At 63.1% G+C, this 14,056-nt stretch carries 11 protein-coding genes; 7 read left to right on the top strand and 4 right to left on the bottom strand.

The annotated features are described in order from the left end of the window. Window positions 1–107: 107 nt before the first annotated feature. Together K6G35_RS04410 and uraH are read right to left on the bottom strand one after the other, a co-directional pair. The gene (locus K6G35_RS04410) at window positions 108–1,316 is read right to left on the bottom strand and encodes a urate hydroxylase PuuD (RefSeq protein ID WP_035881649.1); all 1,209 of its coding nucleotides are present in this window, start codon (window positions 1,314–1,316) and stop codon (window positions 108–110) included. A 31-nt stretch (window positions 1,317–1,347) separates the two neighbouring features. Beyond that, on the bottom strand, window positions 1,348–1,701 hold the full coding sequence (gene uraH / locus K6G35_RS04405; protein ID WP_011515711.1) for a hydroxyisourate hydrolase: 354 nt from the start codon (window positions 1,699–1,701) through the stop codon (window positions 1,348–1,350). 343 nt (window positions 1,702–2,044) lie between these two features. Between uraH and K6G35_RS04400 the strand changes: the two genes are divergently transcribed. From K6G35_RS04400 to K6G35_RS04375, 6 genes are all read left to right on the top strand, one after another. After that, on the top strand, window positions 2,045–2,788 hold the full coding sequence (locus K6G35_RS04400; RefSeq protein WP_008649764.1) for a GntR family transcriptional regulator: 744 nt from the start codon (window positions 2,045–2,047) through the stop codon (window positions 2,786–2,788). 211 nt (window positions 2,789–2,999) lie between these two features. Further along, window positions 3,000–4,406: a nucleobase:cation symporter-2 family protein gene (locus K6G35_RS04395; protein ID WP_008649762.1), complete on the top strand. Its 1,407-nt coding sequence runs from the start codon at window positions 3,000–3,002 to the stop codon at window positions 4,404–4,406. Window positions 4,407–4,588: 182 nt separating this feature from the next. After that, window positions 4,589–5,533 carry an allantoinase PuuE gene (gene puuE, locus K6G35_RS04390; RefSeq protein ID WP_008649761.1) on the top strand — a complete coding sequence of 315 codons (945 nt, stop codon included), beginning with the start codon at window positions 4,589–4,591 and terminating at the stop codon, window positions 5,531–5,533. After that, on the top strand, window positions 5,530–6,051 hold the full coding sequence (gene uraD / locus K6G35_RS04385; RefSeq protein ID WP_035881644.1) for a 2-oxo-4-hydroxy-4-carboxy-5-ureidoimidazoline decarboxylase: 522 nt from the start codon (window positions 5,530–5,532) through the stop codon (window positions 6,049–6,051). The genes puuE and uraD overlap by 4 nt, the downstream gene beginning before the upstream one ends. A gap of 197 nt (window positions 6,052–6,248) precedes the next feature. After that, on the top strand, window positions 6,249–7,334 hold the full coding sequence (locus tag K6G35_RS04380; RefSeq protein ID WP_035881643.1) for a porin: 1,086 nt from the start codon (window positions 6,249–6,251) through the stop codon (window positions 7,332–7,334). Between the two features lie 252 nt (window positions 7,335–7,586). Further along, a complete protein-coding gene (locus K6G35_RS04375) occupies window positions 7,587–7,832 on the top strand; it encodes a hypothetical protein (RefSeq protein WP_008649756.1) in 246 nt (81 codons plus the stop codon). A gap of 152 nt (window positions 7,833–7,984) precedes the next feature. Here the strand turns inward: K6G35_RS04375 and K6G35_RS04370 are convergent, their stop codons facing one another. Beyond that, window positions 7,985–10,306, bottom strand: coding sequence for an NADP-dependent malic enzyme (locus K6G35_RS04370; RefSeq protein WP_035881642.1), 2,322 nt, complete (start codon window positions 10,304–10,306; stop codon window positions 7,985–7,987). A gap of 187 nt (window positions 10,307–10,493) precedes the next feature. Then, on the bottom strand, window positions 10,494–11,105 hold the full coding sequence (locus K6G35_RS04365) for a DUF4136 domain-containing protein (protein ID WP_286879991.1): 612 nt from the start codon (window positions 11,103–11,105) through the stop codon (window positions 10,494–10,496). A gap of 246 nt (window positions 11,106–11,351) precedes the next feature. On the opposite strand from K6G35_RS04365, the gene pepN reads away from it, so the two are divergent. Further along, window positions 11,352–14,045: an aminopeptidase N gene (gene pepN / locus K6G35_RS04360; protein ID WP_008649750.1), complete on the top strand. Its 2,694-nt coding sequence runs from the start codon at window positions 11,352–11,354 to the stop codon at window positions 14,043–14,045. Window positions 14,046–14,056 lie beyond the last annotated feature (11 nt).

Below are 14,056 nucleotides of genomic sequence, written 5' to 3'. Positions count from 1 at the left end.
AATAAAAAAACGGGGCCTAAGCCCCGCTCAAACCCTCGCCGGTCCGGAACAGCCAGCTGCAAACTGCGCAGCCTCCGGACCGTCGATCACCGATGCTCGGTCAAAAATCAGTTGGTGGTTTTCGCGCCGCCTTCGAACCATTGGCCAAGGAGCGCGCGTTCATCGTCCGTGATCTGCGTGACGTTGCCCAACGGCATCGCCTTCTGCTGCACGGCCTGTTGATAGATCAGCTGAGCGTGTGCCTTGATGCCATCGACGGAGTCCAGCTTGATCCCCTTGGCAGCGGTCGGCATCATCTTCGGCTGCTCGGCGTGGCACTGCACGCAACGCGTGTTGATGATTTCCTGGACCTTCACGAAGCTCACGGCATTGGCGGCGTCACCAGCAGCATTGCTGGCAACTTGCGGACGCGGTTGCGGCGCGATCATGAACGCCACCACGCCCAGGCAGGCCACGCCGGCCGTCGGCCATGCGAAGTTGATCTTGCCCTTGTGCTTCAGGATGAAGAACTGGCGAATCAGCACGCCGGCCAGCATCACCATGATCAGCACGAGCCAGTTGTTCTTGGCCGCGTACGTCATGCTGTAGTGGTTCGACAGCATTGCGAACAGCACCGGCAACGTGAAGTACGTGTTGTGAACGCTACGCTGCTTGCCGCGCTTGCCGTGGATCGGATCCACCGGCTGGCCGGCCTTCAGCGACGCCACTACCTTGCGCTGGCCCGGGATGATCCAGAACAGCACGTTGGCACTCATGATCGTCGCGATCATTGCACCGGTCAGCAGGAATGCCGCGCGGCCCGAGAAGATATGGCACGCCACAAACGCCGCGACTGCCACATAGACCGCCACCAGAATGCCTACGGTACGGTCGCTCTTGCCGAAGATGCGGCAGATCGAGTCGTAGACCACCCAGCCAAGCACGAGGTATGACACGGCAAAGCCAACGGCGGCGCCGGGCGACATGTCGTACACATTCTTGTCGATCAGGAACGTGCTCGCGTTGAACAGATACAGCACCACCAGCAGCGCAAAGCCGCTCATCCACGTCGAATACGACTCCCAGTAGAACCAGTGCAGGTTCTCCGGCAGGCTCTTCGGCGCGGTCAGGTACTTCTGTGGGTTGTAGAAGCCGCCGCCGTGCACGGCCCAGAGTTCACCGTCAACACCCTTGTCCTTGAGGTCGCTGGCGGTGGGGCGCGTCAGGCTGTTGTCCAGCCAGACGAAGTAGAACGACGAACCGATCCAGGCAATCGCCGTGATCACGTGGAGCCAACGCAAGAGCAAATTGGCCCAGTCGAGAATATAGCCTTCCATGACTTGTCTCCTTTATTCCCGTCCGCCTTGATCAGCTGCCGCGGTAGGTCGAGTACGACCACGGCGACACCAGCAGCGGCACGTGGTAGTGCGCGGCGGTATCGGCAATGCCGAAGCGCAGCGTCACCACGTCCAGGAATGCCGGTTCGGGCAGTTTGACGCCCTGGGCACGGAAATAGTCGCCGGCGCCGAACTCGAGTTCGTAGACGCCCGCTACGAGGTCGGCGCCTTCCAGCAGCGGCTGGTCGCAACGGCCATCGTGATTCGTCGTGACCTTCTTCAGGGTCTCGCGACGATTGTCGACAATTTTATGAAGGGTGATCGACATTGCGGCGCCAGGCGTCCCGGCTGCCGTGTCGAGAACGTGAGTGGTCAAGCGTCCCATCCTGTTCTTCCTTTGGGGTGTGGGTTGTGAGGGGCGCCGCTGCCTTCACTAGCACCATTTTGAGGAATGGTGCCCGCTCGGTACGTGTTTCAACGCATCCCGGCGCTGGATTGGTGCGAGGCGACAATGCGCCCGCGCCATCCTGATGACAACTCGGTATATACCCGTAGTTGTCGAAAACCTGAGGCGGTTTTGTTGACAATGGTGCTTGCATATCCAAATAATTGTCAACAATTTTTAGATCTGCACGGCCGCATGATCGGTATCAAGGCGCGTGATGTCGGTTTGATAACCACTCGCTACGATCGCCGACCATCGCCACCTTGCATTGCGAGTGACCAGGATGTCCAAGAATCTCAAGCTTATTGCCGCGACCGACGCCCTGCCGGCGCTCACCGACAACAAACCGGCCCGCAAGGGCTCCGTCGAGGAGCGCATGTATCACGAGATCTATGACGCGATCATGGAGCACCGGCTGCCTCCCAGGACCAAGCTGACCGAGCATTCGCTTTGCGAGATCTATGCCACGGCCCGTCATACGGTACGCAAGGTGCTGTCGCGCCTGGCCGCCGACGGCATGGTCGACCTGGAGCCGAATCGCGGCGCGTTTATCGCCAGCCCGTCCACCGACGAGGCGCACGACATGTTCGAACTGCGCCAGATGCTGGAGCGCGCCGTGCTCGAGAAGCTCGCCTCCCTGCCCAACGTGCGCACCGTGATCGCCCCGCTGCGCAAGATGGTCAACGACGAGCGCCAGGCCTTCCTGACGCATGAGCGCCCGCGCTGGATCCGCCTCTCGGCCGAGTTCCACACCGCGCTGGCCGAACTGTCCGGCAACCAGTTGCTCGTGACGATGATGCGCCGGCTGGTGTCGCGCACCACGCTGATGATTGCCAGCGTGGAGTCGCCGGGCCACAACGCCTGCTCGTTCGACGAGCACGACGAAATCCTCGATGCACTGGAACAGGGCGATGCCGCCCTGGCCCAGGCGCGCATGGCGCACCACCTTGGCGCCTGCGCGGAACGCGTTCAGCCGGATGAGCCCGGCAACTTCGATCTTCGCAGTGTGCTGGGCCGCTCCACCTAGCGCAATGTTCCCGCCGCCGGGCAACAGCCACCCCCTGTTGCCGATCTAGAACCAGCGGTCTCATCTGCCGAAAGACGCCCAACTAGAGGCCAGGCACGAGACCGGACAAGAGTCATCGACGGAAGTCCACCAAAAAGAGACACCGGCGAATGGCCAGGACAAAAACCCGGCGCGCGTTCCCATCCAAATCCAAAGGAGAGGAGACACACCCATGAATTCCGCAAGCACCACGGTCCCCACGGATCTCACAAACGAGCGGTTGCCCTCCGGGCGATTGCTTGCCCTGGGCCTGCAGCACGTGCTGGTGATGTATGCCGGCACGGTTGCGGTTCCGCTGATCGTCGGCGGTGCGCTCAAGCTTCCCAAGGATCAACTCGCGTTCCTGATCAACGCCGACCTGTTCGCCGCCGGCCTGGCCACGCTGATTCAGGCCTTCGGCTTCTGGAAATTCGGCATCCGCATGCCGGTGATGATGGGTGTCACGTTCGCGTCGGTGGCGCCGATGATCGCCATCGGCAACGATCCGAATGTCGGCCTGCTCGGCATCTATGGCGCGGTGATCGCGTCCGGTATCTTCGGCATATTGATCGCGCCGATGATGGGCCGGATGCTGGGACTGTTCCCGCCTGTGGTCACCGGCACGGTGATCACGCTGATCGGGGTGTCGCTGATGCGGGTGGGTATCAACTGGGCCGGTGGCGGACAGCCGACCACGCGCGCCGTGATCGACGGCGTGGTAAAGGAAGTGCCCAACCTCGCTTATGGAGACCTCAGCAACCTGGCCATCGCGGGCCTGGTGCTCGTCGTCATCCTGCTGCTGACCAAGTACGGTCGTGGCCTGGTGGCCAACTGCGCGGTGCTGCTCGGCATCATCATCGGCACGCTGGTGGCGATGGGATTGGGCAAGGTCTCGTTCGAAGGCCTCAACGAAGCCAGCTACGTCGCCGTGATCACCCCGCTGCATTTCGGCATCCCGAAGTTCGAACTCACCGCCATCCTCTCGATGTGCATCGTGATGCTGATCACGCTGGTGGAGTCGACTGGCATGTTCCTGGCCCTGTCCGACATCACCGGCCGCAAGCTCAGCCGTGACGACCTGACCGCCGGCCTGCGCGCAGACGGCCTGGGCACCGTGATCGGCGGTATCTTCAACACGTTCCCGTACACGTCGTTCTCGCAGAACGTTGGCCTGGTCACGGTGACCGGCGTGCGCTCGCGCTACGTCGCCGCAGCCGGTGGCGTGATCCTGATCGCGTTCGGCCTGTTCCCGAAGATGGCCCACGTGGTGGCCTCGGTGCCGCAGTTCGTGCTGGGTGGCGCCGGCATCGTGATGTTCGGCATGGTGGCCGCCACCGGCATCCGCATCCTCGGTTCGTGCGATTTCAATCGCAACCGCCACAACCTCTTCATCGTTGCGATCTCGATCGGCTTCGGCATGATCCCGACGCTGTCGCCGACGCTGTTCCAGTACCTGCCCAAGTGGACCGACCCGTTCACCCACAGTGGCATCGTGCTGGGCACCATCGTCGCCGTAGCGCTGAACCTGTTCTTCAACGGCATCCAGTCGGCCGAGGAAGCCATGCGCAATGCCGCCGCGAACTCGCACGGCACGGAGTGATTCCGGACAATTCAAATACAACAATCAATAGCGACAATCTGACACCGACAATCGACATCGGTCGGCATCAGATTGTCAAGCCCTACGGGAGCGTTTCTGGCATACGCCTTGCGTAAGTCTGGTCGCTTCGAAGCATGGCTCCCGCGGGGCGCGGCAGTTTCTCCTGAAGCAGAAATATAGAAATGACACACGATAACTATCCACGCGATCTCATTGGCTACGGCGCGCAGCCGCCGCACGCCCGCTGGCCGGGCGGCGCGCGCATCGCGCTGCAGTTCGTGCTCAATTACGAGGAAGGCGGCGAGAACTGCGTGCTGCACGGCGACGCGGCATCCGAGCAGTTCCTGTCCGAGATCGTTGGTGCCGCCGCCTATCCGGCTCGACACATGAGCATGGAGGGCATCTACGAATACGGCTCGCGCGCCGGCGTCTGGCGCCTGCTGCGCGAGTTCGAGCAACGCAAGCTGCCGCTGACGGTCTTCGGCGTGTCGATGGCGCTGCAGCGCCATCCGGAACTGACCCGCGCGTTCGTCGAACTCGGCCACGAGATCGCCTGCCACGGCTACCGCTGGATTCACTACCAGGGCATCGACGAAGCCATCGAGCGCGAGCACATGCGCATCGGCATGGAGATCATCAAGGAGCTGACCGGCGAGATGCCGCTGGGCTGGTACACCGGCCGCGACAGCCCCAACACGCGCCGGCTGGTTGTCGAGCACGGCGGGCTGCTCTATGACGCCGACTACTACGGCGACGACCTGCCCTTCTGGACCGATGTGGAAATCACCGGTGGCCAGAAGAAGCCCCATCTGGTGGTGCCGTACACACTCGACACCAACGACATGCGCTTCGCCACGCCCCAGGGCTTCAACACGGGCGAGCAGTTCTTCCAGTATCTGAAGGATGCCTTCGACGTGCTCTACGCCGAAGGCGATCCGCAGGGCCAGGACCGCCCGAAGATGCTGTCGATCGGCATGCATTGCCGCTTGCTGGGTCGCCCGGGACGTTTCCGCGCGCTGCAGCGATTCCTGGACTACGTGCAGTCTCACGACAAGGTGTGGATCTGCAGGCGTGTCGATATCGCCCGCCACTGGATTGAGACCCACCCCTATCGGAGCCATGCATGAGCCAGACCACCTACACGATCGCCCAACTCAACACGATGCCCGAGGCCGAATTCATCGCGGTCCTCGGCGGCATCTACGAACACTCCCCCTGGTTCGCCGAAACGGCGGCACACAAGCGCCCCTTCGCCAATACCGCGGAACTGGCATCGGCCCTGCGCGGCGCCGTAGATGCCGCGGGCCAGGAAGCACAGCTCAAGCTCGTGCGCGCTCACCCGGAACTGGCGGGCAAGGCCGCGGTGCGCGGCGAGCTGACGGCGGAATCCACGCGCGAGCAGGCTGGCGCCGGACTCGATCAGTGCACGCCCGAGGAATTCCAGCGCCTGCAGGGACTGAACGAAGCCTACAACCGCAAGTTCGGCTTCCCGTTCATCCTCGCGGTCCGCGGCTATGACCGGCACGGCATCATCGACGCTTTTGCAAGGCGCCTGGAAAACGCCCCGGAGGTCGAGTTGCAAACTTGCATCAACCAGATTCATCGGATTGCGCAGTTCCGTCTGAACGACTTAGTATCCGCCTGACCAAAAAAAGCACATCGAAAAAAGAGAGAGAAATCAGGAGCGTTCAGCAGCAGATCGAGCATCACTGTGAGACAAGAACGTGCCAGGCGGCGCCGATTCCCCGCGCGCCGCCCAGGCACGGAACTAGAGAGAACCCAGCAGGTTCCAGCACACAGGCAAGCGTTCTGAGCAGCATTACAACCACGGAGGTCTTAAACATGAAGAAGCAGTACAAGCCGGCTCTCAAGCTGGCGGCGATCGCAGCCACCCTTTTCTCCGGCGCGGCCATGGCCCAGTCCAGCGTGACGCTGTACGGCATGGCCGATGCTTTCATCGGAGGCGTCAAGAATCCGGGCTCGGGCGACCGCGCCTACGTAGTCAACTCGGGTGGCATGCAAACCTCGTACTGGGGCATCAAGGGTACCGAGGACCTGGGCATGGGCACGAAGGCCATCTTCGACCTGAACGGCTTCTTCCGCCCCGACACCGGTAGCATGGGCCGCTTCACCGGCGACTCGATGTTCAGCCGCAATGCCTTCGTCGGTCTGACGAACGAAACCTACGGCACGCTGAAGATCGGCCGCAACACGACGCCGTACTTCGTGTCGACGATCCTGTTCAACCCGCTGGTCGACTCGTACACGTTCAGCCCGATGATCTTCCACACGTACTTCCCGACGCCTCAGAACGTTGGCGGCGTGTCCGATCCGGGCATCCTGGGCGATTCGGGCTGGAACAACTCGCTGCTGTACTCGACGCCTAACTTCGGTGGCCTGACCGCGAACTTCATCTACGGCTTTGGCGAATCGCCCGGTAACAACGGCAAGAACAAGTGGGGCGGCAACCTGACCTACTTCGCCGGTAACTTCGCGGCGACGCTGGCATTCCAGCAGGTCAAGTTCGACGTTGCTCCGTTTGACCCGCAGAATGCCAATCTCGCGGGCCTCGACAAGCAGTCCGCCGTCCAGGCTGGCGTGACGTACGACTTCAAGATCGTCAAGGCCTTCCTGCAAGGCCAGTACATCAAGACGAACTTCAATACGAGCACCAATGGCGGCGACATCAAGCACATCGACGGCCAGGCCGGCGTCGCGGTGCCGGTTGGCGCAGGCAATATCCTGGCGTCGTACACCTACGGCCGCGTGCTGAACGAAGTTGCCGGCATCAAGCGCAACACGTTCGCCGTCGCCTACGACTACAACCTGTCGAAGCGCACCGACGTCTATGGTGCCTACTACTACGACAAGGTGTCGGGCGTCGAGCACGGCGACACCTTCGGTGTCGGCGTTCGCCACCGCTTCTGATCCCGTTCTGATCCCGGAATATTCCGCCGGATCAATGGTCGTACAGCCCGCCTCCGGCGGGCTTTTTTGTTGCGTGTCCCCATGACACAGGCGTCACAATGCTGCGCCGCATTGCAACAAGGCGCAATCAAAGCAGGATGGGAAGCCACTGCTCCATAGGCGGATTCAATTGGCAAGCCCTTCGTCCGCTGCCTAGATTAGTTTCCCGGCCTCTGTGCTGGGCCACGTAAACAGGAACGAATGAGGTGACGCATGCGGCGCTATGTGAAATCCCGGTCGGAACTGATGGCCATCCTGAGCCAGTGCCTGGACAACAATCCGGAGTGCGGCGAGGTTGAGTTGCACGCAATGCGCGTGCATCAGCCGGACCATACGGGTTGCAACTGGAGCGCCGAGGTGGATTTTCGCCAGGAGACTTTCCCCGATCTGGCACAGCAGATGGCCGCGGCCCGTTCGATCATCGTGGTGATGCGGGAGCAGTACAACGTGCTGCAGTAGAGAGTAGTAGGCAAGACAGGGCACGACCCGTGCGTACTGACCCGCCGACGCGCTGACACTCCGGCAGACGTGCCAGCGCACCGACAATGAAACAGGGCCGCTTTCGCGGCCCTGTTTCTTTTTGCTTCCGGCAGATATTCAGATCGTGAACATCAGCGGGTGGCGTTGCACTCCGCCACAGCCACGGCCGTCATGTTGACGATACGGCGCGTGGTCGCCTGCGGATTCAGGATGTGCACCGGCTTGGCCGCGCCAAGCAGGATCGGACCCACCGTCACGCCCTGGCCGCCCGTGATCTTCAGCAGATTGAACGCGATGTTGGCGGCGTCCAGCGTCGGCATCACCAGCAGATTGGCGCTGCCGGCCAGCTTTGTGCCCGGCAGGAAATGACGGCGCACGTCCTCGACCAGCGCCGCATCGCCCTGCATCTCGCCTTCCACTTCGAGCTGCGGGGCCACACGGGCCAGGATCTCGGCCGCGTCGCGCATCTTGCGCGCCGACGGTCGGTTCGACGAACCGAACATCGAGTGCGACATCATCGCCACCTTCGGGTGCAGGCCGAAGCGTGCGATTTCCTCGGCTGCAAGCTGCGTGATGGCAGCCAGTTCCTCGGCGCTCGGATCATCGTTGACGAACGTATCCGTGATGAACAGCGTGTACTTTTCGAGCATCAGCGCGTTCATGGCCGCGAACACCTTGGCACCCGGCGCCAGGCCGATCACGTCGCGCACGTGCTCCAGATGTGCCTCGAACCGGCCCACCGTGCCGCACAACAGTGCATCGGCATCGCCCATGTGCATCAGCATTGTGCCGATCAGCGTATTCGAACGGCGCAGCGCCACCTTGGCCATGTCCGGCGTCACACCATCGCGGCCGCGCAGCGCGTGGTACTCCTCGTGATAGGCGCGATAGCGCGGATCGTCCTCGGGGTTGATCAGTTCGAAATCGACGCCCGGACGCAGACGCAGGCCCGCCTTCTCGATACGCATCTGGATCACGTGCGGGCGACCGATCAGGATCGGGCGGGCCAGACCTTCGTCCACCACGCCCTGCACCGCACGCAGCACACGCTCTTCTTCGCCCTCGGCGTAGGCGACGCGCTTCGGCGCGGCCTTGGCGGCCGTGAACACTGGCTTCATGATCATGCCGGTGTGGTACACGTAGCTGGTCAGTTGCTGGCGGTAGGCTTCGAGGTCCTTGATCGGGCGCGTGGCCACGCCGGATTCCTCGGCGGCCTTGGCAACGGCCGGCGCGATCTTCTCGATCAGGCGCTGGTCGAACGGCGTCGGGATGATGTAGTCCGGGCCGAACTTCAGTTCACGACCACCGTAGGCGGCGGCCACGGCGTCGTTCAGTTCGGCTTCGGCCAGTTCGGCGATCGCCTTCACGCAGGCCAGCTTCATTGCTTCCGTGATCTTCGTGGCGCCGCAATCGAGCGCGCCACGGAAGATGTACGGGAAGCAGAGCACGTTGTTGACCTGGTTCGGATAGTCCGAACGGCCCGTGGCGATGATGCAGTCCGGACGCGCGGCCTTGGCCACTTCCGGGCGGATTTCCGGCTCCGGGTTGGCCAGCGCCAGGATGATCGGACGGTCGGCCATGGTCTTGACCATGTCACCGGTCAGCACGCCCGCGGTCGAGCAGCCCAGGAACACGTCCGCATCCTTGACGATGTCGGCCAGCGTGCGGGCCGTCGTGTCCTGTGCGTAGCGAGCCTTGTTGGCCTCCATGTTCGCGTCGCGGCCGTGGAAGATCACGCCCTTCGAGTCGACGACGTAGATGTTCTCGCGCTTCACGCCCAGGCTGACCATCGTATCCAGGCACGCGATTGCGGCGGCGCCCGCGCCCGAGACGGCCAGCTTGACCTTCGCGATGTCCTTGCCCACCACCTTCAGGCCGTTCAGCAGCGCTGCGGTCGAGATGATTGCCGTGCCGTGCTGATCGTCGTGGAAGACGGGGATGTTCATGCGCTCGCGCAGCTTCTGCTCGATGTAGAAGCACTCGGGAGCCTTAATGTCCTCGAGGTTCACGCCGCCGAGCGTCGGCTCCAGCGCCGCCACGATCTCGACGATCTTGTCCGGGTCGCGTGCATCGAGTTCGATGTCGAACACATCGATGCCGGCGAATTTCTTGAACAGGCAGCCCTTGCCTTCCATCACGGGCTTGCCGGCCAGCGGACCGATGTCGCCCAGGCCCAGCACGGCGGTACCGTTGGTCACCACGGCCACGAGGTTGGCGCGCGAGGTGTACTCGGCGGCCATCGCGGGGTCCTTGTGGATCTCTTCGCAGGCGTAGGCCACGCCCGGGGAGTAGGCCAGCGACAGATCGCGCTGATTGGACAGCGCCTTGGTGGCCGTTACCTGGATCTTGCCCTTGGTCGGGCTGCGGTGGTATTCCAGCGCAGCCAGGCGCAGTTGCGCTTCGGGACTATTGGGGGCATGTTGCGGTGCATCACCGGTGGTCTTGCTGCTCATTCTCTGCTCGTCCGGGTAAAGGCGGGAAAAAATCGAGGAGCCATTCTAGCCCAGCCGCCACGCGGCGGCAGGGCTTTGGCACGCCCGATTGGAAGATTTTGCCGCCACCGGACGCAAAACTCCTTTTACCGTACGGTAGCCAATACCTTTCACCCCCGCCGGCGAAAGGATATTGCGCGGCGCCCTGCTACTTCTTGTCCTTGTCGACCTCCAGCGTCACGCGACGCGGCCGCCCGCTCTCGGCCGGGAAGTCCACGAACGCGCTGCGGATCATGTAGGGCATCACCGCCGCCGGATTACCACTCTCTGTCGTATTGGTGGCGGTGACCTGATAGACACGCTTGCCGCTGGCTGCATCCTTGAAATAGACGCGCACGCTCGAATAGGTCACGGGCACGTCGCGTATCACGGTCTGGGGCGGCCAGTAGCCGGGGCCCCATCCCCAGGGGCCATAGGGTCGATACCCACCATAAGGGCCCCAGTACGGCCCCCAAGGTCCGTACCAGGGGTCCGGATAGACGGTCTCCGCCACCTGGGCAATCCCGGGCGCGGCGTCGTAGTCCATTGTCACCAGATAGCGTGCCTGGCCGGCCGGGCGCTGCTCGAAACCCAGTCCGGACAGGGTGTCCGCCAGCCACTGCTCGAAGGTCTGGCGCTCGAGTTGCTCTTCCTGCTGCGACGTGTGTTCGAACGCGTAGGTCCGCGGCGCATCGTTCTGCCATCCGGCCTGCCGGAACGCGGTGACCTCGGTGGTCACCGTGGTGGCGCATCCCGCCAGCCAGAGCGAGCCCAGCGCCATCAGCGCCCAGAAGGCGCCCCGTCTTCCCCACTTCGTCACTGCTTTCCCTGATGCACGCATTCCCTGATACCTCGTTCTTCCTGATTTGGTTGCATTTCCTCAGACAGGAACAACCCTTTTGAATTCCCACGCCGCATCTGGCATCCCGCATTGCCCGAACCCCTTGGCTACAATGAGGGCTTCGAGGGCCGTCGCGATCTTCAGCACGCCGCCCGCCCCCCGGTCACTCCGAAGACAGGATTCCCCATGCTGCGCACCGATACGCCCGTCACCGTCTATCGCAAGGACTATACTCCGCCCGCTTTCGCCATCGACCACGTGGATCTCGTGCTCGACCTCGATCCGCAGCGTACCGTCGTCACCAGCACGCTGAAGATCCAGCGCACTGGCGCGGCCGACGCGCCGCTGATTCTGGCCGGCGAGGAGCTGGAACTGGTTGGCGTGCGCCTCGATGGCCAGCCGTTCTCCGGCGTCAGGCAGGACGGCGACTCGCTGACCCTGACTGGCCTGCCGGGAGCTGGCACGCTGGAAATCACCACGGCCTGCAATCCCGCCGCCAATACCACGCTGTCCGGCCTGTACGTCTCCAACGGCAACTTCTTCACCCAGTGCGAAGCCGAGGGCTTTCGCCGCATCACGTATTTCCTGGATCGCCCGGATGTGATGACGACCTACCGCGTTACGCTGCGCGCCGATCGCGCCGCAAGCCCGGTACTGCTTTCGAACGGCAACCTGCTCTCGCAACGCGATCTGCCGGATGGCAAACACGAAGCTGTCTGGGAAGACCCATTCCGCAAGCCGTCATACCTGTTCGCGCTCGTGGCCGGCAAGCTCGAGCGTATCGAGCAGACCATCGTATCGGCATCGGGCAAGCAAAAGCTGCTGCAAGTCTGGGTCGAGCCGCAGGATCTGGACAAGACGCGTCACGCGATGGACTCGCTGGTTCACGCGATCCGCTGGGACGAGCAGCGCTTTGGCCTGGAACTTGACCTCGACCGTTTCATGATCGTCGCCGTGGGCGACTTCAACATGGGGGCGATGGAAAACAAGGGCCTGAACATCTTCAACACCAAGTATGTGCTGGCCAACGCCCAGACCGCGACGGATGTCGACTTCGCCAATATCGAATCGGTGGTGGCGCACGAATACTTCCACAACTGGACCGGCAACCGCGTGACCTGCCGTGACTGGTTCCAGTTGTCGCTCAAGGAAGGCCTGACCGTGTTCCGCGACCAGGAATTCTCGGCCGACATGATGGGCTCGGAATCGGGCCGCGCGGTCAAGCGCATCGAGGATGTGCGCGTGCTGCGCCAGGTGCAGTTTCCCGAGGATGCGGGTCCGATGGCCCACCCGGTGCGCCCGGACAGCTACGAGGAAATCAACAACTTCTACACGGTCACGGTCTACGAGAAAGGCGCCGAAGTCGTGCGGATGTACCAGACCCTGCTTGGCCGTGACGGCTTCCGCAAGGGCATGGACCTGTACTTCCAGCGTCATGACGGCCAGGCGGTGACATGCGACGACTTCCGCGCGGCGATGGCTGACGCGAACGGCCGCGACCTGAAGCAGTTCGGCCTCTGGTACAGCCAGGCTGGCACGCCCGTGGTCACGGTCAAGACCGCATGGGACGGCGCCTCCGGCACGCTGACGCTGACGTTGTCGCAGCGCTGCCCGAAGGTTGGCATCGAAACGCGCGCTGGCATGCCGGACAAGCAGCCGTTCCACATCCCGTTCGCGCTCGGCCTGATCGACGCAGAAGGCAACGACCTGCCGCTGCAACGCGAAGGGGAGCCCAAGGCAGGCGCGAGCACACGCGTGCTCGATTTCACGCAAGCCGAGCAGACCTTCCGCTTCATCAACCTGCCTCGCGGTGGCAAGGCGCCATTGCCCTCGCTGCTGCGTAATTTCTCGGCACCAGTCGTTGTCGATTACGAATATAGCGATGCGGAACTGACCTTCCTGCTCTCGCACGACACCGACGCATTCAACCGCTGGGAAGCCGGCCAACGCCTGGCCACGCGCGCGCTGCTGCATCTGGTGGCCGACGTCCAGGCCAATCGTGAACTGAAGCTCGACCCGGCGCTGGTGTCGGCGTTCCGTAGCGTGCTGACCGATGGTGCGCTGAATCCCGCCTTCCGCGAACAGGCACTGATGCTCCCCGCGGAGGCCTATCTGGCAGAACGCATGGGCGTGGCCGACCCGACGGCGATTCACCGCGCACGTCTGTTCCTGCGCGAAGGCCTGGCCCGCACGCTCAAGGCCGAATGGCTGGCCGCATACGAGGCCAACGCGACACCGGGCGAGTACAGCCCCGATGCCGACTCGATGGCCCGCCGCGCGCTGCGCAATCTCGCACTCGGCTATCTGGCCGACAGTGGAGACGCTGACATGCAGGCACTTGCGGACCGCCACTACCAGCAGAGCGACAACATGACAGACCGCTTCGCCGCGCTGTCTGCGCTGGTCAACAGCTTCGCGCCGGGCCGCGAACACGCGCTGACCGATTTCTACGAGCGCTTCGAAGACGACGCGCTGGTCATCGACAAGTGGTTCTCGCTGCAGGGAATGCAGCGCGGCGAAGTTGGCCCACACGCGGGCAAGCGCACGATTGATACCGTGCGCGCGCTGATGCAGCATCCGGCCTTCAATCTGCGCAACCCGAACCGTGCCCGTTCGCTGATCTTCAGCTTCTGCTCGGGCAACCCAGCGCAGTTCCACGCCGAGGACGGCTCGGGCTACGCATTCTGGGCCGACCAGGTACTGGCGCTAGATGCGATCAACCCGCAGGTGGCCGCGCGCCTGGCACGCGTCATGGACCGCTGGCAGAAATACGAGATGCCCCTGCGCGAACGGATGCGCGCGGCGCTGGAACGCGTGGCCGCCTCGTCGACGCTGTCGCGCGATGTGCGCGAGATCGTCAGCAAGGCCCTGTCGGCCTGACCCGGAAAGTG

The sequence above is a fragment of the Cupriavidus sp. HY129 genome (assembly GCF_059492215.1).
The sequence above is the reverse complement of the archived record's forward strand: the minus strand, read 5'-3'. Positions and strand labels throughout refer to the sequence as shown.